Genomic DNA, 24635 nt, shown 5'->3' with positions numbered 1-24635 from the left:
TTTTCGGCTTTCGTTTAAATATTCGGCGGCGATGTCGTCAATTCCTTTGGACGCAGGACAATCGGGGTATAAATATGACAATGCCGTCTGTTTTTTTGACGGCTTTCGACACATGGGCGTCGTCCGGAACGAATCCAAGCAACGGAATTTCGAGCGACAAGTAGGTTCTGGCCACCTGCCGAATATTATCGGAGGTCTGAAGTCCCTCCCGGTTGTCGCCGACCCGATTGACAACCAGCCGAAATTCGGCCTCTTGCCCCATCGTTTTCACCATTTTCATAAGCGCGTATGCATCGGTGATGGAAGTCGGCTCCGGCGTCGTCACGACGATCGTCTCGTCCGCAGCCTGAATGAAGCGAAGCGTTTCCTTGGACAATCCGGCGCCCGTATCGAATAAGACATAATCGACCTCGCCGTAAAGCTTGGCGATCTCCGAAGCGAAATACTCGAGCTCTTCGTCGCTCAGCCGGATCAAATCTTTGAACCCGGAGCCGCCCGCGATAAACCGCAGTCCGCCGGGACCCTCCTGGATGATTTCCCAGATCGATTTGTCCCGCTTCAACAGATGGAAGAGATTGTAGGCTGCAGGCGTACCTAGAAGCACGTCGATGTTCCCCATGCCGATGTCGGCATCGAACAACAGTACGCTATGGCCCCTTTTTTGCAGCGCCAGCGCAAAGTTCAGGCTGAAGTTGGATTTTCCGACGCCCCCTTTGCCGCTCGTGACCGTCAAAATTCGCGTTTGCTTGGCGTCGTCCAGGTCGCGTGCCGATACCATGTGCCGCAGCGCTTCCGCTTGGTCACGCATGGGCCGGCGCCCCTTCCAGCAGCTTGTCCGCGAGCCAGGCCGGGTCGAATGCACGAATGTCGTCTGGAACCGTCTGTCCGAAAGTTACGTATGGAATGCTGAATCCGAACTCGCGCACCAGATTCAGGATCGCGCCGTATGAATCGGTCTCGTCCATTTTCGTAAGCAGCAAGCGATTGACGCCGTACTTGACGAATTGGGCGGACACTTGCCGCATGTCTTGATATTTGTGGGTCAGGCTAAGTACGAGGATCTTCTCCGCTTCTTGGCCCGGCGCCAGCAAGCTGTTCACTTCGGAAACGTAAAGTTCGTTGCGGTAATTCCTGCCCGCCGTGTCCATCAGCAGCAAATCGCGGTCCTCAAGCTTTTTGTAGGCCCTGGCGAGCTCCGATGGAGAAAAGACGACCTCAAGCGGCACGTTCAGAATGTCGGCGTACGTCCGCAGTTGATCGACCGCAGCGATTCTGTAGGTATCGGCCGTGATGAATCCGACGGAACGCCTGCGGGACAAGGCTTGCTCGGCTCCCAGCTTGGCGATAGTCGTCGTCTTGCCGACCCCGGTTGGACCGACGAAATGAACGATGCGCGTATCCGGCTCGATGCCGGCGTCCAGCGCCGGCGCAAGCCATGCTTGGAGCAATTCTCGCGCTTCGTCATACGCCAGACGTTCGGGAACGGATTCGGCGTCTTCTCCTTCATCCGCTTCCAAGCGTGACTTCAGCTTCGCGGAAATGGCGGCTGCGAATTCTTCGACGTAAACCGGCTCCACGCCCTGCTGCGCGAGCAGGCGGCTAAGGCGAAGCACGGGCTCGGGCATGCGCTGCGGGGCCGGCTCGCGGCCGGATTGGTGACGGAGGAGATCCTTCATGGCTCTCAGCTCGGCTAACAGCTCTGCCGTTTCGACCGGCGCGACCGATTGCGCCGAAGGCGATGGCGATGCATGCGCTTTAGCATGCGTCGGTTCGACCGACGCAAACGATTCGTCTTTGGCTGCCTGCAGGAGGTCGACGACGCTACGATCCGTCGCAGTATGAGCGCGCGCAGACGCGATAGCCCGGCTCATCGCTTCGTCAAAGCTCGCTTGCGCGGAAGTCAGCGTCTCCTTAGGCACGTTTGCCGCATGTGGAGCGCTATTCCGGCCGTTGTCTTCGCCGGCTTCGCGGAGGAAGCTATCCTGCCCGCCGGAAACGGGCTGCGCTTCTGCAACTGCAGCGGGACCGCCTAACGCCCCGCCCCCGTATCTTTGCCGAATGGCGCTGGCAGGAAGCGGTTGGACTGCGGGTTCCGAGGCGCCTCGCGCCAGGTCCGAATCTGAAGACTGCTCAGGTATTGACGCAGCGCTCAGCTGTTTTTTGAAGGCTTCCGGCTGTTGACGCACTATCGGCTTCGCAGAAGGACGCGCATGCGGTTTGGCGGACTCGTCGACCGCAGCGATCACTTCCATCCGCTTTTTGCGGAACATGCCAAGAAACCCGCCTGTGCGGATTTCTTTGGTGTTCAAGATGACGGCATCGGAACCGAGCTCGCTTCTGATTTGTTGGACGGCCTGCGGCAAATCATCCACTAAGTATCGTTTGACCTTCATGCATTCACCACCCCGACGCTTTGTACTTCAATATTGGGTTCAAGCTCGCTGTAGGAGAGCACGGGAATGTCCTGCAGACTGCGTTCGATCAATTGGCGCATATACATCCGAATGTTCGGAGAAGTCAGGATGATCGGTTGCTGGCCGGCTTGAAGCGTTTTGTTGATCTGCTCGCTTAGGCGGTTGTAAATCGCTTGCGTCGAGGAAGGCTCCATCGCCAGGTAGCTGCCCTGCTCGGACTGCTGTACGGATTCGGCGATCCTTTTTTCGACGCCCGGGCTGATCGTAATGACGCGCAGCGGTTCGCTCGGATTGGCGTATTGCTGCGTGATCTGCCTGGACAGCGCTTGTCTGACATACTCGGTCAGCACGTCGGGATCCTTCGTATACTTGCCGTAATCGGCAAGCGTTTCGAATATCGTCACAAGGTCCCGGATCGAGATTTTTTCCTTGAGCAGCTTGGCGAGCACCTTCTGAATGTCCCCGATCGTGAGGATATTCGGCACGAGCTCTTCTACGAGCGTCGCATAGCTCTCGCGCACGCTCTCGACGAGGGACTTCGTCTCCTGGCGTCCGAGCAGCTCGTGCGCATACCGCTTGATCACTTCAGTCAGATGCGTCGCGACGACAGACGGCGGATCGACGACGGTATAGCCGGACAGCTCCGCGCGCTCCTTCGTCGCTTCGTCGATCCAGAGCGCCGGCAGTCCGAACGCAGGCTCCTTGGTCGCGATCCCCGTGATCGAATCGTCCTCGAAGCCAGGGCTCATGGCGAGATAATGATGCAGCAGCAGCTCGCCTCGCGCCACCGTATTGCCCTTCATCTTGATGACATATTCGTTCGGCTTCAGTTGGATGTTGTCCCGGATTCTTATGACTGGCACAATAAGTCCAAGTTCTAACGCACATTGACGCCGGATGAGGATAATCCGGTCGAGCAGATCCCCGCCCTGCGACGTGTCCGCCAGCGGGATGAGACCGTAGCCGAACTCGAATTCGATCGGATCGACCTGCAGCAGGCTGATGACGCTCTCCGGACTGCGGACTTCTTCGATTTCCTTTTCTTCGACGAGCTGCTCTTCCGCTTTTTGGCGCTTCGCCACGTTCAGCTGCATGCGATAGCCGGCAATTACGAGAATGACCGCGTATGGAAGCGTGGCCAGCGGGCCGATCGGCGTCGCGATCCCGAGCAGAATGATCGTGCCTGCCACGATATAGAGCAGCTTGGGATAACGGAACAGCTGCTTGGTGAGATCCTCCGCCATATTGCCTTCGGAAGCGGCTCGGGTGACGATGATGCCTGTCGCCGTACTGATGAGAAGTGCCGGAATCTGACTGACCAGACCGTCGCCGATACTGAGAATCGAATAAGTGCTAAGCGCTTCAGTGATATTCATGCCATGAACGGCCATACCGATAATAAATCCGCCGATAAGGTTGATCGTTACGATTATGATACTGGCAATTGCGTCGCCCTTAACGAACTTGCTCGCGCCGTCCATGGCGCCATAAAAGTCCGCTTCCTTCTCGATCTTCTCCCGCCGTTCTCTCGCTTGTGCCTCATTGATCATGCCGGCGTTGAGATCGGCGTCGATGCTCATTTGCTTGCCGGGCATCGCGTCCAAGGTAAAGCGGGCCGCGACTTCGGCTACGCGTTCGGAGCCTTTGGTGATGACGATGAACTGCACGACGACGAGAATAAGGAAAACGATAAATCCGATCGCGAGCTGCCCGCCGGCGACGAAGCTGCCGAACGTAGCGACGACCTTGCCCGCTTCGTGCTCCGACAAAATCAGACGCGTAGTCGATACGTTAAGCGCTAGCCTGAACAAGGTCGTGATCAACAGCAACGTCGGAAAGATGGAAAAGTGCAGGGCATCCGTCGTATTCATCGCGATCAAAATGATCATGAGCGCCGCCGATATGTTGACGATCAGCAGCAAATCCAGCAGATGCGTCGGGATTGGGACGACCATCATCAGGACGATGCCGATGATGCCGACCAAAATGCTAACGTCCCGAATTTTCAAAGGTCTTCCCTCCCGCATGATTATCTCTACCAATTACTCGGGCCCGATTAAACATGACGGCGCCCTTTGAGCCTGTATACGTAAGCCAGCACCTCGGCTACCGCTTGGAACAAATCCGCAGGGACTGCGTCCCCGATATCGGTTCGCTGGTACAGCGCGCGTGCGAGCGGCTTGTTTTCCATCGTCAAGACGCCATTTTCTTTAGCGATCTGACGAATCCGGAGAGCCAAATAATCCTGGCCTTTTGCGATCACTCGAGGCGCGTCCATTTTAGATGCATCGTACTGGAGCGCGACCGCGAAGTGCGTCGGATTCGTGATGATGACATCGGCTTTCGGTACTTCCTGCATCATCCGCATCAACGCCAAGCGGCGCTGCTTTTTCTTTGATCTTGCCTTTGATGAGGGGGGTCGCCCTCCGAGTTCTTATGCTCGTCCTTGATATCCTGCTTACTCATCTTAAGACTTTTTTCATATTCGTATTTCTGGTAAAAATAATCAGCGATCGCGAGAATGAACAGCGTCACGCCTACCAATAAGCCAAGCCTGACGGTCAGGCTTGCAACATAGGAAAAAATATCTTCAACCGGCACGTATGCAAGCGACATAATCTTATCGTGCTCTGCCCAAATGGTTAAGTAAACGATAATGCCGACGGCGATCAATTTAAGAGAGCTTTTGAGAAACTCGACGATCGATCTCAGACCGAACAAATTCTTTAAACCGCTCAGCGGATTAAGCTTGCTGAATTTGGGTTGCAGAGGCTGAGTGGTAAATAACCAGCCGACTTGAACATAGTTCGCGCCTAGCGCGACAATGATCGTTACGATCAGAATCGGAGCCAGAATAAGAAGCAATTGAAGTACATAGTTCGCGAAAAGCCCCATGACGTTCGCATCCGTGACTTCCATCGTCATTTGTCTTCTAAATATATCGCCGAACAGGGCGAGAACGCGCTCTCGAAAAAACGGGCCTAACGCCATCAGAACGCTAACTGTCGCCACCAGAATAAATGAGCTGGCGATTTCGGCGCTTTTGGCGACTTGGCCTTTTTTGCCTTGCATCCGAATGCTTTTTCGCCGTGCCCTTTTCGGTTTTTTCTCCGGCGAACAATTGAAGGTTCATCCGCAAGCGATTGGCTGGCACGAATATTCTCCCCTTCGCTGCGATAGCGGACGTACGCGCCCTGTTTAAGTCGTTTTCATAATGACGAACATCTTTTCCAAGGCATCGAACATGCGATCGAATACGATTTGGAACAGCGTGCTAAACCCGGGCATTAACAAAATAATGAGTGTCAACCCTATCAATAATTTGATCGGTACGCCGATAACAAAAACATTATACTGGGGAGCAGTGCGCGCCAATAGGCCCAAACCGACGTCGGTAACGAACATGGCAACGACGAGCGGCGCCGATATTTGCAGCGCAAGCATAAACGTATCCGCGAACGTATGGACGAGGAAATCCGTCAATCTACCTTCATATATCGTCTGAAAAAAACGATTGTCTAAAGGTAACCATTTATAGCTGTTCATGATCGCGCCCAACAGGTAATGATGGCCGTTTGTAGACAAGAACACGAGCATCATCAGCATGAATTTTAGATTGCCGAACAGTGGCGCCGAAATGCCCGAGATCGGGTCGAGAATATTCGCAATACCTAGACCGATCTGCGTATCGATAAGCGTACCGGCGGTTTGAATCAAAGTAAAAAAAAGGGTTGCGGTATAACCGATCACCAGTCCGGCCAATATTTCCTTAAGAACCGCCCCGATATAAGCGGCATCGGTCGGTACCGGAGAATCGAAGCCCACCGTCAAAAACACGAGAAGAGAGATATAAACGCTAATGCCTGCTTTAAACGTTCGCGGGAGCGAGCGAGACGAAAAAATCGGCGCTACGAGCACAAACGATGAAATTCGACAAAGGACGAGCATATAGGCTGGCACGACCTGCATGATATCTTGGATCGTCATATCAGCCGATGTAATTCGCCAGATTGCCCAGCAAGTGGCCGGTAAAGTCGACCATCGTATTCAGAATCCAAGGACCGAACACCAGAATGGCCAAAAACACGGCTACGATCTTTGGTATAAAAGCAAGCGTCTGCTCTTGGATCTGCGTCGTCGCTTGGAATATGCTGACGAGCAGGCCCACGACGAGACCGATGACCAGCATAGGCGCGCTCACTTTAAGAACGGTGAACAGCGCTTGTCCGGCCAACCCGATTACGAATTCCGCACTCACTAGCGATCTTCCCCTCTTGCTCCGTCAAGTTTGAAAACTCGTCAGGAGCGATTTGACGATCAGATACCAACCGTCCACGAGCACGAACAACAGGATCTTGAACGGAAGCGAGATCATGACGGGGGGCAGCATCATCATCCCCATGGCCATCAACGTACTGGCGACGACCATATCGATTACGAGAAAGGGAATAAAGATCATGAATCCCATTTGAAACGCGGTCTTAAGTTCGCTGATCGCATAGGCGGGCACGAGCACCGTGATCGGGATATCCTGATAAGATGCCGGCTTCGCCGTCTTCGTATAGTTCAAGAATAACAGCAGGTCTTTCTCTCGCGTATGTTTGTACATAAAGGCTTTCATCGGCACCGAAGCTTTTTCCAGGGCGACCGTCTGCGTGATCTCGCCCTTGAGATAGGGCTGAACCGCCTGTTCGTTCACCTGTGAAATCGTCGGAGCCATTATAAAAAAGGTGAGAAATAAGGCAAGCCCGATCAGCACTTGATTGGGCGGCGTCGTCTGCGTGCCGAGCGACGTGCGGACGAATCCGAGCACGATGACGATACGCGTAAAGCTCGTCATCAGCACCAAAATCGATGGCGCCAAACTCAGGACGGTCAGCATGAGCAGCAGCGACAAAGACGAAGCTCCCACAGGCTGAGTGCCGTCGCCGGCCGTGATGCTGATGATCGGCTCGGCGTAAACGGACGAGGCCGCGGCGAATAACGTACCGGCGCTCAAAACAAAACTAAACATTAATTTGCGTTTCATGGTTCTTCCGTCCGATCCGCTGGCCGGCTGTCCGACAGCAGGCGATCGACCTGCTGCTTGCGCTCGGACAGCTGACGCAGGCGTTTTTCCAACGTTTGTTCAAAGCTGCTCGCATCCGTACCGCGTTCGACGACGCCGGAGGATTCGGAAGTGTCGCCCCTGCGGTTCAGCCATTGCTTGAGCCAAGGAGGAACCGGAGACTTGGCGGACGCATCGGCATGATCATATTGGGCGATTAGAGCCGCCACGACTTCGGGGTCTGTGATAGACTCCAGCAGCTGTACATTTTCCCCTACGCCTAGCACGTAGATGCGATTGTTCCACTCGACGATCTGCATCGACTTGTTCGCGCCTAGCGTCAATCCGCCGAGCGACCGCATGGATCGGTTGACCCACCACCCGCGGTTGCGTCTGCCGACGAATCGAAGCAGCATCACGATGCCGCCGATCATCATCAGCAGCACGAGCAGCACCCACAACATATCCCAAGATGAGGTCATGCCGTTCGTTCGCCCGTCAACCCAGCGTTTTTTTGATCGCTTCGATAACGCGGTCCGCTTGGAACGGCTTCACGATAAAGTCTTTGGCGCCGGCTTGAATCGCGTCGATGACCATCGCTTGCTGGCCCATCGCGGAGCACATGATGACTTTAGCGTTGGAGTCCATTTTGCGGATTTCCTTCAGCGCTGCGATACCGTCCATTTCGGGCATCGTAATGTCCATCGTGATGAGGTCCGGGGACAATTCCTTGAATTTTTCGATCGCTTGCGAGCCGTCTTGCGCTTCTCCTACGACCTCATAACCGTTTTTCGTCAAGATGTCTCGAATCATCATGCGCATGAATGCTGCGTCGTCCACGACCAAAATACGATTTGCCATAACGATTTCCTCCCAGGATGCTGATTATTGGATTTTTTTGAACGCGATCCCACTGACTGACGATGTCTGTCACACGAACGCCAAAGTTCTCGTCGATGACGACGACTTCGCCTTTGGCGATCAGCTTGTTGTTGACCAGAATATCCACCGGCTCGCCGGCCAGCTTGTCCAGCTCGATGATCGAGCCTTGGGACAGCTCTAGAATATCCTTGATTTGTTTGTGCGTCCGGCCCAACTCTACTGTGACTCGAAGCGGTATGTCAAGCAAAAGATTCAAATTGGTCTCGTCCGCGTGCGCGCCGCCCCCGGCAGGGAACCCCGCAAACTGAACAGGCTGTACGTTGACATTGCGGCCAGCCGGTCCGCCAAGGGTTTGCGGCTGCTGCGGCGGCATGGCGTATTGCGGTTGAGCATATTGAGGTTGAGCGTACTGAGGCTGTGCATACATCGGCTGCTGCGGCGGGTATCCAGGAGGCGGATATGCGCCGGGCGGCGGATAGTCGTATGCAGGTTGAGCTTGTGGTTGCGGCGCTGCAGCTTGCGGCGGAGGCGCGTACTGAGGCGCCTGCGCAGCCGGAGCGCTGGGCTGCAGGGCCTGCGCGGCTGGCGCCGCAGCCGGAGCCGGCGTTTCGTCCATGCCGCCGATGAGCGAGTGTACGAGTTCTTTGGCGAACGCCACCGTCAGGAGCTGCATAATCGTCGAATCGATCAAGTCTCCGATTTTCAGGCGGAACGAAATTTTAACGAACACTTTATCAGGCGGTATCTTTTCGATGCCGGTGTTCTTTTGAACGTCCATTACGTCGACCGCCGGCGGAGAGATGTTCACGAAGCGATTGAAGATCGTCGACATCGACGTCGCCGACGAACCCATCATTTGATTCATCGCTTCTTGAACGGCGCTGATATGAATCTCATTCAACTCTTCGGTCTGCACGTTGCCTTCGCCGCCGAGCATCAAGTCTGCGATCACTTGCGCATCATGCGTCTTGATCACCAGCGAATTGATGCCTTCGAAGCCGTCTACATAATCCACGTGAACGGCGACATGCGGTCTCGGAAACTCGCTGACGAATTTATCGCGAGAGATCATCGACACTTTCGGCGTCGTAATGTCGACCTTTCTGCTCAGCAGCGTCGATAGCGCGGTAGCCGCGCTGCCGAACGTAATATTGCCGATCTCCCCGAGCGCGTCTTGTTCCAGCGGCGTGAGATAGTCGTCGATATGCATCTCAGCATGCGCCGCGGGCGCCGGTTCCTGATCGCCGGCAGATTGCCTCAGCAGGGCGTCAATCTCCTCCTGGGACAAGTAATCCTTACTCGTCATGGGCTTCTTCCACTCCTTCGTCGATGATCTCGAGGATCTGGACCGCAATCTTGTCCCGAACCGTGCCGGGGCTGCCGATATACTTCAGCTTGTCCCCGACTTTAATATCCAGGCCGCTGTCTACGCTCTTGCCGAGCGTAATGACGTCGCCGACGCCGAGATTTAAAAACTCGTGGATCGAGATTTGAGAGGATCCGAGTTCCGCCGCGATCGGCAGCTTCGCTTTCGTGACCCGCTGCTCCAACTGCCTGAATTCTTCAGGCGCACGCGATTTCTTTTGGGATACGAACCAGTGGTGCACGGACAGCTTGGACATGATCGGCTCGATAACGACATGCGGTATGCATAAATTGATCATCCCGGTCGTATCTCCGATCTTCGTGCTGAGCGAGATCAAGGCGATGGTCTCGTTCGGCGATACGATCTGCATGAACTGCGGATTCGTCTCCAGCGCCTCAAGTCTTGGCTCGATATCGATGACGGTTCGCCAGGCTTCCTGCAGCGTCTCCAGCGCGCGGCTGAATATTTTCTCCATGATGATATTCTCGATCTCGGTCAAGCTGCCGATCTTGGACGGTGCGGAGCCCGCGCCGCCAAGCAGCCTGTCGAGCATGGCGAAGGCAACGTTGGGGTGTACCTCCAACACCATTCGACCCTCGAGCGGTTCCGCTTCGAAAATGTTCAGAATCGTCATCTTCGGGATGGATCGGATGAATTCATCGTAAGGCAGCTGCTCGACCTGCACGACATTGATCTGAACGAACGTCCGCAGTTGAGCAGAAAAATACGTCGTCAGAAAGCGCGCGAAGTTCTCATGGATACGCGTCAAGCTTCGGATGTGGTCTTTGGAGAATCGCGTCGCCCGTTTAAAGTCGTAAGCTCTGACCTTCTTCTGGGTATCCTCCTTGCGAAGCTCCTCGGCGTCCATCTCGCCGGAGGACAGCGCAGCCAGCAAGGCGTCGATCTCGTTTTGAGACAGAACGTCAACCAATTTTGTTCACCCCTTTCCCGTATCCGGCGCGACTTACAGCTCTTGCATTAAGAAGTTCGTAATGCCGATCTTGACGACCTTGCCTTTGGTGAGCACCGGATTGATCTCGTTCAGCAGCTCGGCCACCAGCTCGTCCTTGCCCTTCGTGCCTTGCATCTCGTCCGGCGTCGTATTCCAGAGCGCGCGATTGATGATGGGCTTGATGACGCTGTCTTTGATCTCGTCGAATTCGGCTTTCGCTTTTGCGTTGTCCAGTTGGAAGGTGAAGCCGAAGATTACGATGTAGTTCGTATCGGACAAGTTCGTTTTTATATCGTTTAAATCGGATGTGACCTTGCTCCGTTCTTCCGCGGAGAGCGCTTCGGCCTCTACGTGCTTCACGCTCTCCTGTACCGCCGTTTCCGTGTCTACGGCGTCTTTCTTGCCGAAGAAAGTGGACCAGGAATAGAGCCCGGCGATCACGATCAGCGTGATCGCCAGAAGCAGAGATACAAGCCAAGGCAACATTTTTTTCATGAAGAAGCTCCCTCCGTTTGCGTATCGGACGGACTCGTGAGCGCAGCCATGATACCAATGCTTCGCAGGTAATGGCGAATGGAGCGGATCACATCCGAACTATTTTCGACGACGATGTATTTTTTGCCGGTCGTGAGCGTGACGAGCGTATCCGGCGTCTGCTCTACCGATTCGATCAGCAGGGCATTAATAAAAAATTGCGTTCCGTTAAGCCGCGTGACGGCGATCATGGGAATCCCTCCGTGATTGGGGAGGGATTCCCCCTCCCGCGGTGATTCTGGACTTGCGTGTGATCATTATGATGCGGATACTAACGATTAACGCTTCAGGTTCACGACTTCTTCGAGGATCGAGTCCGAAGTGGTGATGATACGCGAGTTCGCCTGGAATCCGCGCTGCGCGACGATCATCTCCGTGAATTCGCTTGTCAGGTCGACGTTCGACATTTCCAACTGGCCGGCAACGATCGTGCCCGTGCCGCGTTCCGCGTCTTGCGCGGCGCCGAGATTCAGCTCGCCTCCCGGATTCGCGTTCGGCGTTACGCGGTACAAATTGCCGCCGATCTTTTCCAAACCGCTCGGGTTGACGACCTTGGCGACGCCGATTTGAATGCCGGTATCCACCTGATTGCCGTCTTGGTCGATCGAGACGATGCTGCCGTTCTGAGAGATGGAGAACGAGGTTACGCCCTCATCCAGCGTGATCGGCGCGTCTCCGTCGGCGGATACGACGAACATCCCGTCGCCGTTGACCAATTGACGGTTCGCGTCGAGCGTGAAGTTGCCTGCGCGCGTCAGATAAGTCGCATCGGAGTCTCCGCTAGGCTTGACTGCGAAAAATCCGTCGCCGTCGATCCGCAGGTCGGTCGGCACGTTCGTGGTCATCGCGCTTCCCGCCGTATGCACGTTGTCGATCGAAGCGACCGAAACGCCCAGACCGATCTGTTTGGCGTTAACGCCGCCGGAAGTCCCCTCGACTGGCGACGTGACGCCGGACATCGACTGGCTCAAAATGTCCTTGAACATAACGCGGCCTGCCTTGAAGCCGACCGTATTGACATTCGCGATATTGTTGCCGATAACGTCGAGTTTGGTTTGGAATCCCCGCATGCCGGATACGCCCGAATACATGGAACGCAACATTAAAATTCACTCTCCATTTAAGTTTCCTTCGCAGACGAACCGCTTCAATCATTCCACGGTACAGGCCTCCTCGGGAGGTCCGGCCTTTTCTGCTTGGCTATTTTACGAAGACGGCGCTATCGATGTTGGTGAACACGTGCTGTTGCATCGACTTGTCGTCCATGGCCGTTACGACGGTGCGGCTCGGTACGTTGACGATCATCGCCACGTTCCGGTAAAGCACGAGCGAGTCTTTGGCGCCCTTCGCGGAAGCTTGATCCACGGCCGATGCGATCGCGCTCAACTGTTCGGGACCGAGCTTGATGCCTCGTTGGGAAAGACGCTGTTCGGCATGATGGCTGAATTTCAGCGATTCTGAGGCTAGCATCGTTTTAAATGCTATGCCGTCCGGCGACTTCGATTCTTCCGTATTGCGCAACCCTTGACGCGTCGCCGACGTCAATGGAATGGCAGGCCTGCCTGCGCGTCCGACGCTCAGACCGGACAGCGGATCATTCACCGGTCTCCGCCTCGCCCTCCTGCGCGGCGATGGTCACGGACGTCAAGTCCTTGATCGCCACTTCGTCTTTGCCGATAACGGCGAACTGGTCTCCGTTTTTCATCTTGATCGAATCGACGACGCCCGACTTCGTTACCGTCGAACCATTATCCGTCGCGCCGAGCCATTCGACCTGCTTGCCGATCAGACTGGAGGCTAACGCCGCGGATTGGCTCAAGCTATGCAACTCGGTGGCCATGTTCATCGTCTGTTCTAGAGACGAGAAAGTCGCCATTTGAGCGATGAAATCTTTGTCCTGCATCGGCTCCATCGGATCTTGATTTTGAAGCTGCGTCAGCAGAATCTTCATGAATTGATCTTTGCCGAGCTCCGAGCTCGCTCCAGTAGGTTCCGTCTTGTTCAAGGTCGAATAGTTCGACCAAACCGTTTTCGAGATCGTTGCCATTTTTTCGGTCACCTCCTTGCTTTACTTATGCCGTGACGTTGAGGGAACCGCCGAAGCCTGCTTCTCTTAAGGTGGCGGATCGTTCGAGCTCCTCTTCGAATTCCTCCAAGGTTTCTACGGCGTCCGTAGACCGTTTCGATTCGCCGCCCTGCGATTGCCGCCTCCGCTGCTCCTGGTTCATAAAGGACGGGCTGTCCGCAGCGGGTTGCTGCTGTTGAACGACCTCCACCCGTTCTACCTGGATGCCTTGATTCTGGAGTGTTCCTTTAAGCTGCGCCATTTGAGTTTCGAGCAATTCCTTGGCAGCTTCATTGTGCGTAACGAATTGCGCGTTCAGGACGCCGTTTTGAATCGATAGGCGAATCTGCATTTCGCCCAGATGCTCCGGATGCAAATTGATGTTCGCTTCGGAGATCCCGTTTCCGCCCGTCAGCTTAAACTGCTTCACGAGAAACTTGTCCATCTGCTCCGCGAATTGATGCCCCGGGACCGTCACAGGCGCCTGCTGTTTGACGTTAGCAGAGAAATCCGCTTTAATGCCGGCATCTGAAGCGATCGGTTGCCAGTTAAGATTCACCGGTTGCTCCTCAGTATCGACAGTCGCATCCGCGAGCGTCGCTTGTTCGGAAGCGGCGCCTTCACCCTGCGCGGACGAAGCATGCAGGTTCCAGTAGACGACCGGCTCCTTGAATACCGGATAGGATCGTTTGACCTCAGCCTGAGAAGCGGCAGTATCGCCAACGTCGGCATCCGGTTCGGATGATTGTACGGCAGACGCCCCTAGCGTCGTCCCTAGCGGTTTGCGATCGGTTTTGGTCTGCGAGGGACCCGGCTGCTCCGTTTGCAGGAATCGTTGAATCCCCGCCCCGGCTTCGGCTACCTCGGCCGCCGACATTTGACCGTTCTCCAGCATCGAGCGCACCGTTTGGATCGCGTCCCTCAGTGCCGGCACGATGACAGAAATCTGCGCTTGCTCGGCGAACGGCGCGCTCGTTGCGACTCCGTTCTGCAGAGCGTCGGTTACCGCGTTCCCGGGAACGGCGGCTTGCCCCGCATTTTGTTGCAGCAGCGCTTGGAGACTGGCCAGCAGCTCCGCCATTTTCTCCAGCAGCGAATCAGAAGACTGGGTGTCCTGATCGACCTGACCGAGCTTGTCCTCCAGCCCGTTCAGCAGCTGGGCGAGCTCGCTTTCGCCATCCGTCGAGACTTCGCCGTTCGAATCCTCAGGCGATGCGCCTAATACTGCGGTTAGCATGCCGAGCAATCCTGCCATCGGAGTGGGATTTGCCGTCCCCGCACCGGCGGTCGTGCCCGCTGCGTCAATCTTTTGTACCAACACGCCCTGGAAAATGCCGGCTGCGACCGAACTTTTGGACGAGCCCGTACCGCTAGCGTTCGCGCTTGCCGTTGCGTTCGTCGATTGAACATTCATTGTTTTCACCTCCCTTCGATGAGGATCGTCCGTCGAGCCTCGTTTATGGGTTTGCCGGTACAAGCTTGCTTACGAGCGTCGCAGCCTTTTCCGCGTCTTTTTGCGACATGGCCGCGAGTACGCCGGATCTGGCGGTGTTATCCATCGCGCTCAGGATCCGCAGCGTTTTCGTCTGCTCCGTGCTCGCCATCTTCAGCAAGAGATCAGCCGCGCTTGCTGCGTTCATCGAAGAGAAGGTGCTCGCGAGTGCAGCGCTGTCGAGCGGACTCGACGCCGTCTTCGTCTTGCTTTCCAGTTGTTTGACTCTGGCTTGAAGCGCCGCGATCTGCTGGTTGGTCACGCCGTCGGCATCCTTAAGCCGCATCGTGATATCCGCCGCTACAGCCGGGGTCATCTTTTCGAGGATGCGGCCTCTGGAGGCATCGTTCATCGCGCCCATGACGAGCGCCGCTTCCTCGGCAGTCAAACTCTCCATAATCGGAGCGGCCTTGCCTGGCGTCATCTTGCCGTACATATCGGCCAGCCCGCGGATCTTGGCTTGATAGGCATCCTGGTTGATCTGATGGTCGCTCGCCTGTTTGTCGAGAGCGGCGATCTTTTCCTGAAGATCCGCGATCGTCTTCTGCTGCGTGACGCTTTTGGCGTCAGCGGCCTTAAGCGCAGCATCGCGCTGCGACAAAAGCGCCTTTAGCTCGGCTAATTTCGTACGAGCCTCGCTTACCGACTCGACCTCCGACTGCTGCGCGGGATCTACGGTGCTTTTCACGTCCGGAACGAGCGAATCGATGACCGGTATTTGATTGCCGATCGTCTGCGCTTTCTCGCGCCAGGAAGGATTGAACATGAGCAGCAGGACGAACAACAAGATTGCCGTAAATACGATCGGCGTTATAAAAAAGAGAAAACGTTCAAATCCGGAATAGCCGTTTTTTTCCGCGCTGGCATCCGCCACGGCCTTCCCCTCCATTCATCGAGCTGACTAAGTTACCTTCTGGCCGATGCTCTCCGCAGCGCAATTTCGTCCAATTCGTTCTGCTCGCGGATGAGCGCTTCCTGCCGGTACTTTTGCAGCGATTTGGAGCGTGCGTTTTGCCATACCTTCTCGTCCACCATTTTGTCGGTGAGGAAAACCTGACGCTGCTGGACATGCTCCTCGGCCGCGCGCACGCCTTGTCTTTGTTGCCTGATCCTGTCGTCCAAAAAAGAGATGTAATCCTGCAGCAGGTGAAGCTCGGCTAGCGCAGTCGGTCGCGACGAACGTTCTGACAACTCGCGTTCGTATGCGCCGCGCTCCTGTCGGAGCTGTTCGAGCTGCTCTTCTTCGCTACGAAGACGTCCGAGCGACGCGGCGTATTCCCATTCCGCCATCGACTTCTCGCTTCCCTTAAGATCTACGATCTTCTGCAAAAGGATATCGGAACCGCAAGAATATTCAGCCTCATCTCTTGTAGAAGTCAATGACCAACCGTTCCTGCGCCTGCTGCAGCGTCAGCTTTTCCGTTGTCCGCTGCCTGCAGTAATCGTTGATGGCGTCGATAAATTGAATGGCTTTATCGATCTGGGGGTTCGTCCCCCGCTGGTACGCGCCGATATTGATCAAATCCTCCGAATCGCGATAGACGGATAACAAACGCTTCAATTGTTCTGCGGCATCCTGCTGCTCGGAGGCGACGATATCCTTCATGACGCGGCTGATGCTGGCCAGTACGTCGATGGCCGGAAAGTGCCCTTTGTGGGCCAAATGCCTGCTTAATACGATGTGGCCGTCCAAGATGCCGCGAACGGCGTCCGCGATCGGCTCGTTCATGTCGTCGCCGTCTACCAGCACGGTATAAAAAGCGGTAATGGATCCGGCAGGTCCCGTCCCCGCCCGCTCGAGCAGCTTCGGCAGCGCGGCGAAAACCGACGGCGTATAGCCTCGCGTAGCCGGCGGCTCTCCGATGGCGAGTCCGACCTCGCGGAGCGCCATCGCGTACCGCGTGACCGAATCCATCATCATCATGACGTTCATGCCGCGGTCCCTGAAGTACTCTGCGATCGAAGTGGCGATTAACGCGCCTTTGATCCGAATCAATGCAGGCTGGTCGGATGTCGCCACGATGACGACGGATCTGGCAAGACCTTCGGGGCCAAGATCGCGTTCGATGAACTCGAGCACTTCCCGTCCGCGCTCTCCGATCAGGGCGATGACGTTGACGTCCGCCGACGTATTGCGCGCGATCATGCCAAGCAGCGTGCTCTTGCCTACGCCCGAACCGGCGAATATACCCATCCGTTGTCCTTGCCCGACGGTCAGCAAACCGTCGATGCAGCGAACGCCGGTTCCCAGCGGATCGGTCACGCGCGGGCGCTTGAGCGGATTGCTCGGTATGCTTTGCGTCGAATACCTGGGCATTCGCGCCGGCAATCTCCCGCCGTCGAGCGGTCGGCCGAGTCCGTCGAGCACTTGTCCGAGCAGCTCGGATCCGACCTGCACGGTCAGCGGCCGTCCGGTTGCGACGACGTCGCAGCCGGGCCCGATCGCCTGAAGCTCGCCTAAGGGCATCAACAGTACGCGGTTGTCGCGAAAGCCGACGACCTCAGCCTCGATCGGAGAACCGCCCCGAACCGGATAGATGAGGCATACCTCGCCGATCGCCGCATCCGGCCCTTCGGACTCCACGGTCAGGCCGATGATCTGCGCCACTTTGCCGTTTACGCGGACCGGATCGATATGCTTCAGCGCCTCGGCGTATTTCCCGAGATCAAGCGCCATCCGCGTTCGCCCCTTCTTCGGTAGAATGAGCCGCGATTTGCAGCAGTTCTTCGCGAATCGTCTCCAGCTGCGTATCGACTCTAGCGTCGATGCTGCCGTAGGCGGATCGGATCACGCAGCCACCCCCCTCTAACCGTAGGGTCAGGGACGATCTGAAGCTCCGCTTGCGAATCGACGGACAGCGCGAGCTCGTCTTTGGCTGCTTCCACGAATTCGAACTGATCGGGCGCGACGCACAGCGTGATGATCCCCTGCTCCTTGCGCCGTGCCAATGCCTGCTTCATCAGGTCCAGCGCCTTCTCCGGCGCGCCTTCCAAGGCGCCGCGCACGATTTTGCCGGCGATGTCGCAGCTCAGCTCGACGACGAATCGCTCCGCTTCGGCAATGATTCGCGCTTTGGCCTCGTACGCCTGCGACACGACGCGCTGCGCTTCCTGCATCATCTGATCCATCCTGGCCAGCGTCTGATGCTCAGCTTGCTCAGCACCGCTTGCGAAGCCTTCCTCATAGCCTCTGCGCTTAGCATCTTCTACGAATTCGGCATCTTCAGCCCTTCGCCCCTCCCACCACGCCGCCGCTTCCGCTTCGGCTTCGGTCAAGATTCGGCTCGCCTGCTCGGATGCGTCCTGAAGAATGTCCTTCGCCGTCTCCTCGGCATCGGCCAATATCCGGTCTTTAAGCTGAAGCGTCTCTGCGCCGACCGCTTCATCTTCATCAGAATCGGCGCCGCCGTGCTTCATCGATTGAGAGACGAATCGAATCTGCTCTAACCGCTTCAGTTGTTCGACTGAAATGACATGAGAGGATTTGATCAGATTAGACAATGATATCGTCTCCTCCGCCGCGAGCGATGATGATCTCGCCGGACTCCTCGAGCCTGCGAATCGTCGCTACGATGCGCGTCTGCGCTTCTTCGACGTCGCGCAAGCGGACGGGACCCATGTATTCCATCTCTTCGCGGAACGTCTCGGCCATGCGCTTCGACATGTTGCGGAAAATCGCGTCTCGCACTTCTTCGCTCGCGACTTTGAGCGCCAGCTGCAGATCCGCACTTTCGACGTCGCGGATGATCCGTTGGATCGAACGATTGTCGAGATTGACGATATCCTCGAACACGAACATCCGCTTCTTGATCTCTTCGGCCAGCTCCGGATCCTGAATCTCGAGCGAATCGAGGATGGTGCGCTCCGTACCGCGGTCTACGCCGTTCAAAATTTGAACGATCGCTTCGATGCCGCCAGCATTCGTGTAATCCTGGGTGACGGTCGACGAAAGCTTCTGCTCGAGCACCCGCTCTACCTGTGCGATGACATCCGGCGAAGTGCTGTCCATCAATGCGATTCTTCTGGCGACATCGGCTTGCTTTTCGGTCGGCAGCGAGGACAGAACCGCCGACGATTGCTCGGGCGCAAGGTAAGAAAGCACGAGCGCGATCGTTTGCGAGTTTTCGTTTTGGATAAAATTCAAGATTTGCGTCGGCTCCGCCTTGCGAGCGAAATCGAAAGGCCTCACTTGAAGCGTTGCGGTCAGACGATTCAAAATGTCGTTCGCCTTTTGCGAGCCGAGCGCCTTCTCGAGAATTTCCTTGGCGTAAGTGATGCCGCCTTGCGTCAAGTACTCCTGCGCTACGCATATTTGATGGAACTCGCTGAGGATCGATTCCTTTTCGTTGTGATCGACTTTGCGGACGTTGGCGATTTCGAGCGTAAGCTGCTCGATTTCTTCCTCCCGCAGATGCTTGAAAACTTGAGCGGACACTTCGGGTCCGAGCGTGATGAGCAGAATCGCCGCTTTTTGCCGGCCGCTCAGCTGCATTTGCGTTCCTTTAGCCATATATGCCACCTCTATTCATCCACCAGCCATGTGCGCAATAGATTGACGAATTCGTCCGGTTTGCGCTTCGCGAGCCCTTCGAGCTGCTTGCGGACCTGGCTCTCGTTCGTTACGCTCTCGATGTCGATCGTCGGCAGCTCCGCGCGCGGCGCGTCGAGCAGTTCTTGCGCGGCCGCAGCTTCGGCTTCCCTTGCGTTTTTGCGTCTGCGGTATACCAAATATCCGGCACCGCCCAGCAGCGCTAGCGCCGCTACGCCGATTCCCGCCAGCCAGAGCGACGAGGAGGATACGCCACCGCTACCCGCGGACTCGTTAGAAAATTCCTGCGACACGACGGAAACGCGATTTGCTAGGTCCGCGTCCGACAACGTTTGTCCGGAATCCGCAAGCAAGATCCGCACATTGTTGCGGAGCATTTGTTCGAGCTGCGTCTGCTTCTCCGGCGTCATGACCGTCGAATCGACGGCTACGCTGATCGCGAGATCCTTGACCTGATAAGGCGCGTACGCAATGTTCGTCGTTTCCCGGCTCGGTTCGTAGTTCGTCGTGCCGCTCGTGCTCTCGGAGCTCGCCGTTCCGGAAGTGCCCCCCGGACGGATAGTTCGGCACGTCGGTCGATCCGGTGCCCGCGACGCCGCCTGCCGTTCCCGTGCCGCCGGTCGTCGATTCGCTTTGCGTCTGCTCGCTGATAACGATGCCTTTGTTGTCGTTGTTATCAAGCGGCTTGACCAGATTGAGCTGCGTAGATCTCTGATCGAAATTGAGCGTCGATACGACGCTGACGACGAAATTGTCCATGCCGACCGTCTTGGCCAATATCGATTGAATGTTCGTCTTTACGCCGCTCTCGTACTGTTTTTGTATCGCGAACTGCTCGTCGAGGGCGCTGCCTCCGACCGCTCCCGTACCCCCAAGCTTGGCGGATGGAGCGAGATCTCCTGTCGTGCTTGTAATCGTGATGCCGTCGTATTCGAGATTCGGGACCGATGTCTTGACCAGTTTGTAATAGCTGTCGATCTCTTCTTGTTTAGGCCGGTATCCGGGTTTGAAGGTGATCTGCACGGAAGCCGTCGCGAGCTCCTTGTCCGAATCGTTGAGGAAAACGGATTCTTCGGGCAGATTGATCAGCACCTTCGCCTTCTTGACGCCCTGCATGCCTTGGAGCAACTGCTGCACTTCACCGTTCAGCGCGTTGCGGTACTTCACCTTGAATTCCTGATCGGTCGTGCCGATCGTCGAGGAAGATTGGCTCAGTTCCTCGAACCCGATGCTGCCGTTTTGCACGAGACCTTGAGAACCGACATCGACCCTTACTTTGTCCGCCGATGCGCTCGGAACGGAAATGCTCGTGCCGCCATCGCCGAGCTTGTAAGGAATGCCGCTCCCGTTCAGATACTCCATGATAGCCGCCGCGTCGCCGCTGTCGAGATCCTGGAAGGCCAGCTCGTACTGCGTTCGCGTAAGCAAATAGGAAATGAAAATGATAAAGATCAGAATAAACGCCGCGGAAGAAGCTAATATCCATTTTTGCTTTTTGCTGTATTGATTCCAAAAACCGATCAGTCTATCTCTCAAGCGGGCCCATCTTTCGTTCACAATTTCACCTCATCTGCGGACTTTGGATGCTTGTCTAACCCAAGTTACATCTGCATCCGCATGACTTCTTGGTAGGCCTCGACCACTTTATTGCGAACTTGAGCGGTCATCTCGAGACTGAGTTCGGCTTTGGTGGAAGCGATCATTACATCGCTCACATCCGCGTTTCCTACTATAAATTGATCCGTCACTTCATGCGAATTTTGCTCTTGAGCAGCTACGCTATCTACGGCCTTTTTCAGGAAATCCGCAAAGCTTGCCGTCGCTTCGGAAGGCGTCGTTCCGGCCTGCGCGTTTTGAAGCTGGGACATCGAAGCGGCCGTAATGCCGGAAGCGCCCAAAAGATTATTTATAATCATGTTTCAATCCATCCTCGCATGGGTAATGATGTTCATGGATACTGAGAGCAAATACATAAATTAAGTGCCTCTGCCGATCTCAAGCGTTTTGGAGAACATCGATTTGCTGGCATTGAGGGCCGTGACGCTGGCTTCGTAGGAACGCGTAGCCGAGATCATGTCGACCATTTCCTTCAACACGTCAACGTTAGGCATGCTGACCATGCCGTTTGCGTCGGCGTCGGGATGAGTAGGATTGTATACCTGTTTGAATGGCGTCTGGTCGTCCTTGATCGCCGTCACTTTAACGCCCTGGGCGCCCGTCGCGTCCATCTTGTCATTCAACAAATTTTGGAACGTCGTGTCGACTGGCGCGACTTCTACCATTTTCCTGCGATAAGGAACGAATTTGCCGTCGACATACGATGCGCGCGTCGTTTCCGCATTCGCGATGTTCGACGAAATGACGTCCATGCGCAATCTTTGCGCGGTCAAGGCGGAAGCGCTGATATCGAAGCTTCCCAGAATCATTAATGCCCCTCCTCGAGTGGGTCTTCCTTTGGTTCAAAGCGTACGCTTATTTACCCATTCCTGTGCGCATCATCTTTACGTCATGGTTCAGCTGTTGGATATATAAGTTATAACGCAGTTGATTCTCGGCAAGCTTGGTCATCTCGCTGTCGATATCTACGTTGTTGCCGCTGTTGTTAAAAATCGTCGTCTTGTCCGTCAGCACTTGCGCGTCCGGAAGCGAGCCCGAAGCGCCAATCGCGATATGTCTCGGATCCGTGCGTTTCCCGATTATTGTCGATCGCCCAGTGTTGTCCATCGCCTGACTCAGCAGTTGCTCGAATTGAACGTCCGACCTTTTAAAGTTAGGCGTATCGACATTGGCCACATTGTTTTGCAGAACGCTCTGCCTCAACGAAGCCGCATGCAATGCGCCCTCGAGCCGCTGGTAGCTTACGCCGCTCAGCAAATCCATGTCTCTACCCCCTTTATTAGAAAACTATCACTTCTCTAATAATAACTTCGTCCTAAAAATCCAAATTCCTCTTTTTTTTCGACAAAGTCTTCATCGGAAGTGGAAAAAAGTCGATATATAGGAGATTAAAAAATTCTAAAGATATCATCTATGAGCGGACCTAATCTGACAATAAGAAAAAAGCCCTAATCTTCACGAGGAAGTTTAGGGCAATTATTGTTTATATCTGGGATATTCAGGATTTTCTAGCCGCCAATTCCGGCAGCAATTTCGGATTCATAATTCGAATGTAAGTCCCTTTCATACCAAGCGACCGCGTCTCAATAACCCCGGCGCTTTCCAGCTTTCGAAGCGCATTTACGATGACAGACCTCGTAATTCCCGCTCTGTCCGCGACCTTCGATGCGACGAGAAGGCCTTCTTTTCCTTCTAATTCCTCAAAAATCTGGTCGACCGCCTCCAACTCGCTGAATGATAGCGAACTGACCGCGATCGCGACGACGGTCTTGCTTCGTGATTCCAGTTCGGCTTCTTCCGCCCGTTCCCTTAAGATCTCCATGCCGATAATTGTAGAACCGTATTCCGCAAGGATGAGGTGATCGTCGCCGAAAGGGCCCCCTTCTCGGGCAAGGACTATAGTCCCTAATCGATCCCCTCCTCCAATAATTGGAACAATTGTCACATGTGTGTCCGCAAAAGCGATATCGACCGGCGCCAAGAGCGACTGTACGTCAACATCTACCGCCGTCGTCTCGATTCGAAGCAGTCGCGCGTTCGTTTCGTTCGGAAAACGATATTCTTCTTGTCCTTCTTGCTTCAGCATCCATTCCTGAAAATGAGAAGGTAAAGCGGCCCCTAATATTTTTCCGCGCCTGCTAACGACGAACACGCCGCCCGTAAGCGTCCCTCGCAAGCCTTCGGCCATTTCTCGAAAGCTTAACGATTTCCCCGCGGCCTTCTGCAACAGCGCGTTCAGCGTGCGGGTCTTTTCCAACAGCGTCATGACTGCTTCCTCCTGCCTGACTTAAGCAACGGCTTTTACAATATATATTGGCTTAAATCGCGATTGCTCGCAATCGTGCCGAGCTTTTCCCGCACATACTCCGGCGTGATCTCCAGTCGCTCGAGCTGCAGCTCCGGCGCCTCGAAGGACAAATCCTCAAGCAGTTTCTCGAGCAGCGTATGAAGCCGCCGCGCGCCGATATTTTCGGTATTGCGGTTCACGTCCTGCGCCATATTCGCCAGCTCCGAGATCGCCTCCCGCGTGAATTCTACCTCGATCCCTTCGGTGCGCAGCAGCGCCGCGTATTGTTTTGTCAACGCATTTTCCGGTTCCGTAAGGATTCGTACGAAATCTTCGTCCGTCAAGCTGCTCAGCTCGACACGGATCGGAAAACGCCCTTGGAGCTCGGGAATCAGGTCCGACGGCTTCGCGACATGGAAGGCGCCCGCGGCAATGAACAAGATATAATCCGTCTTGACTGGACCGTATTTGGTCACGACGGTCGAGCCCTCGACGATCGGCAAAATGTCGCGCTGCACGCCCTCACGCGACACGTCAGGCCCCTGCCCGCGGCCGTTGCTGGCGATCTTGTCGATCTCGTCCAGGAAAATAATGCCGGATTGTTCAGCGCGCCGAACCGACTCGGCGACGACCTCGTCCATGTCGATCAACTTGCCCGCTTCTTCCTGTACGAGCACCTTGCGGGCGTCGCGGACGGGCAGCTTGCGCTTTTTCCGCTTTTTAGGCATGAACTGGCTTAGCATTTCCTGCATGTTCTGGCCCATTTGCTCCTGTCCGGGACCGGAAAACAGATCCATCATCGATGGCGTCTGGTCTTCGACCTCGACCTCGACAAGTTCGTTTTCCAGCTTGCCGCCTTCGAGCTTGGATAAGAGCTCGGCACGCTTGGAGACAAGATCCGCGTCGACCGGTTCGGGCTCCTCGGCCTGCGCGTTCGCATTGCCGCCGAAAAGCATCTCCAGCGGATTGCGCTGCGACTTCGCCTTTGCCGGAGAAGGCGCGAGCAATGCGGCTAACCGCTCATTGGCCGCGCGGACGGCCTTATCTTTCACCATTTCCGTCCGTTCTTCCTTCACCATGCGGATCGAGGTTTCGACGAGATCCCGAATCATTGATTCGACGTCGCGACCTACGTAGCCGACCTCGGTAAACTTCGTCGCTTCAAGCTTGATAAAAGGCGCATGAACGAGCTTCGCAAGCCTGCGGGCGATTTCCGTCTTCCCGACGCCCGTCGGTCCGATCATCAATATGTTTTTAGGCACGACCTCGTCTCTCAGCTCGTCGGGAAGTCTGCTGCGGCGATACCGGTTGCGCAGCGCCACGGCCACCGAACGCTTGGCGGGTTTTTGACCGACGATATATTTATCCAGCTCGGCCACGATCTGGCGCGGGGTGAGTTGATCGTTCATCGCTATCCCTCCACTTATCCG

Annotated in this window: 28 protein-coding genes and 2 pseudogenes; all 30 read right to left on the bottom strand. The window is 55.6% G+C overall.

Going from position 1 to position 24635, the window contains the following annotated elements:
• Positions 1-37: 37 nt before the first annotated feature.
• Positions 38-808, bottom strand: a complete 771-nt coding sequence (locus tag OMP38_RS24025) for a MinD/ParA family protein (protein ID WP_338130627.1) — start codon at positions 806-808, stop codon at positions 38-40.
• Positions 801-2393: a flagellar biosynthesis protein FlhF gene (locus OMP38_RS24020; RefSeq protein ID WP_277567325.1), complete on the bottom strand. Its 1593-nt coding sequence runs from the start codon at positions 2391-2393 to the stop codon at positions 801-803. The genes OMP38_RS24025 and OMP38_RS24020 overlap by 8 nt, the downstream gene beginning before the upstream one ends.
• On the bottom strand, positions 2390-4441 hold the full coding sequence (flhA, locus tag OMP38_RS24015) for a flagellar biosynthesis protein FlhA (protein WP_420869726.1): 2052 nt from the start codon (positions 4439-4441) through the stop codon (positions 2390-2392). The genes OMP38_RS24020 and flhA overlap by 4 nt, the downstream gene beginning before the upstream one ends.
• A 29-nt stretch (positions 4442-4470) precedes the next feature.
• Positions 4471-5547, bottom strand: a pseudogene (gene flhB / locus OMP38_RS24010) (flagellar biosynthesis protein FlhB).
• Positions 5548-5612: 65 nt separating this feature from the next.
• Positions 5613-6395 carry a flagellar biosynthetic protein FliR gene (gene fliR, locus OMP38_RS24005; protein ID WP_420869744.1) on the bottom strand — a complete coding sequence of 261 codons (783 nt, stop codon included), beginning with the start codon at positions 6393-6395 and terminating at the stop codon, positions 5613-5615.
• 7 nt (positions 6396-6402) lie between these two features.
• Complete coding sequence (fliQ, locus tag OMP38_RS24000) at positions 6403-6672, bottom strand: flagellar biosynthesis protein FliQ (RefSeq protein ID WP_090117374.1); 270 nt, start codon at positions 6670-6672, stop codon at positions 6403-6405.
• Positions 6673-6696: 24 nt separating this feature from the next.
• Positions 6697-7428, bottom strand: a complete 732-nt coding sequence (gene fliP, locus OMP38_RS23995; RefSeq protein WP_420869742.1) for a flagellar type III secretion system pore protein FliP — start codon at positions 7426-7428, stop codon at positions 6697-6699.
• An 11-nt stretch (positions 7429-7439) separates the two neighbouring features.
• Positions 7440-7943, bottom strand: coding sequence for a flagellar biosynthetic protein FliO (locus OMP38_RS23990; RefSeq protein WP_277567321.1), 504 nt, complete (start codon positions 7941-7943; stop codon positions 7440-7442).
• Between the two features lie 16 nt (positions 7944-7959).
• Positions 7960-8322, bottom strand: coding sequence for a response regulator (locus OMP38_RS23985; RefSeq protein WP_090117377.1), 363 nt, complete (start codon positions 8320-8322; stop codon positions 7960-7962).
• Positions 8240-9649, bottom strand: a complete 1410-nt coding sequence (gene fliY, locus OMP38_RS23980; RefSeq protein ID WP_277567320.1) for a flagellar motor switch phosphatase FliY — start codon at positions 9647-9649, stop codon at positions 8240-8242. The genes OMP38_RS23985 and fliY overlap by 83 nt, the downstream gene beginning before the upstream one ends.
• Positions 9639-10640 carry a flagellar motor switch protein FliM gene (gene fliM / locus OMP38_RS23975; RefSeq protein WP_277567319.1) on the bottom strand — a complete coding sequence of 334 codons (1002 nt, stop codon included), beginning with the start codon at positions 10638-10640 and terminating at the stop codon, positions 9639-9641. The genes fliY and fliM overlap by 11 nt, the downstream gene beginning before the upstream one ends.
• Positions 10641-10673: 33 nt before the next feature.
• Positions 10674-11156, bottom strand: coding sequence for a flagellar basal body-associated FliL family protein (locus OMP38_RS23970; protein ID WP_277567318.1), 483 nt, complete (start codon positions 11154-11156; stop codon positions 10674-10676).
• Positions 11153-11386 carry a flagellar FlbD family protein gene (locus OMP38_RS23965; protein WP_090117381.1) on the bottom strand — a complete coding sequence of 78 codons (234 nt, stop codon included), beginning with the start codon at positions 11384-11386 and terminating at the stop codon, positions 11153-11155. Before OMP38_RS23965 ends, OMP38_RS23970 begins: the two co-directional genes overlap by 4 nt.
• 87 nt (positions 11387-11473) lie before the next feature.
• The gene (gene flgG, locus OMP38_RS23960) at positions 11474-12298 is read right to left on the bottom strand and encodes a flagellar basal body rod protein FlgG (protein ID WP_277567317.1); all 825 of its coding nucleotides are present in this window, start codon (positions 12296-12298) and stop codon (positions 11474-11476) included.
• A 97-nt stretch (positions 12299-12395) separates the two neighbouring features.
• Positions 12396-12797 carry a TIGR02530 family flagellar biosynthesis protein gene (locus OMP38_RS23955; RefSeq protein ID WP_277567316.1) on the bottom strand — a complete coding sequence of 134 codons (402 nt, stop codon included), beginning with the start codon at positions 12795-12797 and terminating at the stop codon, positions 12396-12398.
• Positions 12790-13242 carry a flagellar hook assembly protein FlgD gene (gene flgD, locus OMP38_RS23950; RefSeq protein ID WP_277567315.1) on the bottom strand — a complete coding sequence of 151 codons (453 nt, stop codon included), beginning with the start codon at positions 13240-13242 and terminating at the stop codon, positions 12790-12792. Before flgD ends, OMP38_RS23955 begins: the two co-directional genes overlap by 8 nt.
• 25 nt (positions 13243-13267) lie before the next feature.
• On the bottom strand, positions 13268-14674 hold the full coding sequence (locus OMP38_RS23945; RefSeq protein ID WP_277567314.1) for a flagellar hook-length control protein FliK: 1407 nt from the start codon (positions 14672-14674) through the stop codon (positions 13268-13270).
• Between the two features lie 43 nt (positions 14675-14717).
• Entirely contained in the window at positions 14718-15626 is a 909-nt protein-coding gene (locus OMP38_RS23940; RefSeq protein WP_277567313.1) for a MotE family protein, read from the bottom strand.
• Between the two features lie 32 nt (positions 15627-15658).
• Positions 15659-16042, bottom strand: a complete 384-nt coding sequence (gene fliJ / locus OMP38_RS23935) for a flagellar export protein FliJ (protein WP_277567312.1) — start codon at positions 16040-16042, stop codon at positions 15659-15661.
• Positions 16043-16112: 70 nt separating this feature from the next.
• Positions 16113-17429 carry a flagellar protein export ATPase FliI gene (fliI, locus tag OMP38_RS23930; protein WP_277567311.1) on the bottom strand — a complete coding sequence of 439 codons (1317 nt, stop codon included), beginning with the start codon at positions 17427-17429 and terminating at the stop codon, positions 16113-16115.
• Complete coding sequence (locus tag OMP38_RS23925; protein WP_277567310.1) at positions 17419-17544, bottom strand: hypothetical protein; 126 nt, start codon at positions 17542-17544, stop codon at positions 17419-17421. Before OMP38_RS23925 ends, fliI begins: the two co-directional genes overlap by 11 nt.
• Entirely contained in the window at positions 17510-18253 is a 744-nt protein-coding gene (locus OMP38_RS23920; protein WP_277567309.1) for a FliH/SctL family protein, read from the bottom strand. Before OMP38_RS23920 ends, OMP38_RS23925 begins: the two co-directional genes overlap by 35 nt.
• The gene (gene fliG, locus OMP38_RS23915; protein WP_277567308.1) at positions 18246-19262 is read right to left on the bottom strand and encodes a flagellar motor switch protein FliG; all 1017 of its coding nucleotides are present in this window, start codon (positions 19260-19262) and stop codon (positions 18246-18248) included. Before fliG ends, OMP38_RS23920 begins: the two co-directional genes overlap by 8 nt.
• Positions 19263-19273: 11 nt before the next feature.
• Positions 19274-19594 (bottom strand): LPXTG cell wall anchor domain-containing protein, encoded by a 321-nt coding sequence (locus OMP38_RS35050; RefSeq protein ID WP_338130626.1) that lies wholly within the window; start codon positions 19592-19594, stop codon positions 19274-19276.
• 129 nt (positions 19595-19723) lie between these two features.
• Positions 19724-20858: pseudogene (fliF, locus tag OMP38_RS23910) on the bottom strand (flagellar basal-body MS-ring/collar protein FliF); the annotation flags it as partial.
• Between the two features lie 44 nt (positions 20859-20902).
• Entirely contained in the window at positions 20903-21217 is a 315-nt protein-coding gene (gene fliE, locus OMP38_RS23905; RefSeq protein ID WP_277567307.1) for a flagellar hook-basal body complex protein FliE, read from the bottom strand.
• Positions 21218-21277: 60 nt separating this feature from the next.
• A complete protein-coding gene (gene flgC / locus OMP38_RS23900) occupies positions 21278-21727 on the bottom strand; it encodes a flagellar basal body rod protein FlgC (RefSeq protein WP_090117392.1) in 450 nt (149 codons plus the stop codon).
• A 46-nt stretch (positions 21728-21773) separates the two neighbouring features.
• Positions 21774-22181 (bottom strand): flagellar basal body rod protein FlgB, encoded by a 408-nt coding sequence (flgB, locus tag OMP38_RS23895; protein ID WP_277567306.1) that lies wholly within the window; start codon positions 22179-22181, stop codon positions 21774-21776.
• 235 nt (positions 22182-22416) lie between these two features.
• Complete coding sequence (gene codY / locus OMP38_RS23890) at positions 22417-23184, bottom strand: GTP-sensing pleiotropic transcriptional regulator CodY (RefSeq protein ID WP_277567305.1); 768 nt, start codon at positions 23182-23184, stop codon at positions 22417-22419.
• 35 nt (positions 23185-23219) lie between these two features.
• Positions 23220-24614 carry an ATP-dependent protease ATPase subunit HslU gene (gene hslU, locus OMP38_RS23885; RefSeq protein WP_277567304.1) on the bottom strand — a complete coding sequence of 465 codons (1395 nt, stop codon included), beginning with the start codon at positions 24612-24614 and terminating at the stop codon, positions 23220-23222.
• Between the last annotated feature and the right edge of the window lie 21 nt (positions 24615-24635).

It is taken from the genome of Cohnella ginsengisoli (assembly GCF_029525555.1).
In the GTDB taxonomy this organism is placed as follows: Bacteria; Bacillota; Bacilli; order Paenibacillales; family Paenibacillaceae; genus Cohnella; species Cohnella ginsengisoli.
The sequence above is the reverse complement of the archived record's forward strand: the minus strand, read 5'-3'. Positions and strand labels throughout refer to the sequence as shown.

Coding starts and splice junctions, on each gene's coding strand:
- OMP38_RS24025 (WP_338130627.1), bottom strand. CDS start 808: ATGCGTGACCAAGCGGAAGCGCTGCGGCACATGGTATCGGCACGCGAC.
- OMP38_RS24020 (WP_277567325.1), bottom strand. CDS start 2,393: ATGAAGGTCAAACGATACTTAGTGGATGATTTGCCGCAGGCCGTCCAA.
- flhA (WP_420869726.1), bottom strand. CDS start 4,441: ATGCGGGAGGGAAGACCTTTGAAAATTCGGGACGTTAGCATTTTGGTC.
- fliP (WP_420869742.1), bottom strand. CDS start 7,428: ATGTTTAGTTTTGTTTTGAGCGCCGGTACGTTATTCGCCGCGGCCTCG.
- OMP38_RS23990 (WP_277567321.1), bottom strand. CDS start 7,943: ATGACCTCATCTTGGGATATGTTGTGGGTGCTGCTCGTGCTGCTGATG.
- OMP38_RS23985 (WP_090117377.1), bottom strand. CDS start 8,322: ATGGCAAATCGTATTTTGGTCGTGGACGACGCAGCATTCATGCGCATG.
- fliY (WP_277567320.1), bottom strand. CDS start 9,649: ATGACGAGTAAGGATTACTTGTCCCAGGAGGAGATTGACGCCCTGCTG.
- OMP38_RS23970 (WP_277567318.1), bottom strand. CDS start 11,156: ATGAAAAAAATGTTGCCTTGGCTTGTATCTCTGCTTCTGGCGATCACG.
- OMP38_RS23965 (WP_090117381.1), bottom strand. CDS start 11,386: ATGATCGCCGTCACGCGGCTTAACGGAACGCAATTTTTTATTAATGCC.
- flgG (WP_277567317.1), bottom strand. CDS start 12,298: ATGTTGCGTTCCATGTATTCGGGCGTATCCGGCATGCGGGGATTCCAA.
- flgD (WP_277567315.1), bottom strand. CDS start 13,242: ATGGCAACGATCTCGAAAACGGTTTGGTCGAACTATTCGACCTTGAAC.
- OMP38_RS23945 (WP_277567314.1), bottom strand. CDS start 14,674: ATGAATGTTCAATCGACGAACGCAACGGCAAGCGCGAACGCTAGCGGT.
- fliJ (WP_277567312.1), bottom strand. CDS start 16,042: ATGGCGGAATGGGAATACGCCGCGTCGCTCGGACGTCTTCGTAGCGAA.
- fliI (WP_277567311.1), bottom strand. CDS start 17,429: ATGGCGCTTGATCTCGGGAAATACGCCGAGGCGCTGAAGCATATCGAT.
- fliG (WP_277567308.1), bottom strand. CDS start 19,262: ATGGCTAAAGGAACGCAAATGCAGCTGAGCGGCCGGCAAAAAGCGGCG.
- fliE (WP_277567307.1), bottom strand. CDS start 21,217: ATGATTATAAATAATCTTTTGGGCGCTTCCGGCATTACGGCCGCTTCG.
- flgC (WP_090117392.1), bottom strand. CDS start 21,727: ATGATTCTGGGAAGCTTCGATATCAGCGCTTCCGCCTTGACCGCGCAA.
- flgB (WP_277567306.1), bottom strand. CDS start 22,181: ATGGATTTGCTGAGCGGCGTAAGCTACCAGCGGCTCGAGGGCGCATTG.
- codY (WP_277567305.1), bottom strand. CDS start 23,184: ATGACGCTGTTGGAAAAGACCCGCACGCTGAACGCGCTGTTGCAGAAG.
- hslU (WP_277567304.1), bottom strand. CDS start 24,614: ATGAACGATCAACTCACCCCGCGCCAGATCGTGGCCGAGCTGGATAAA.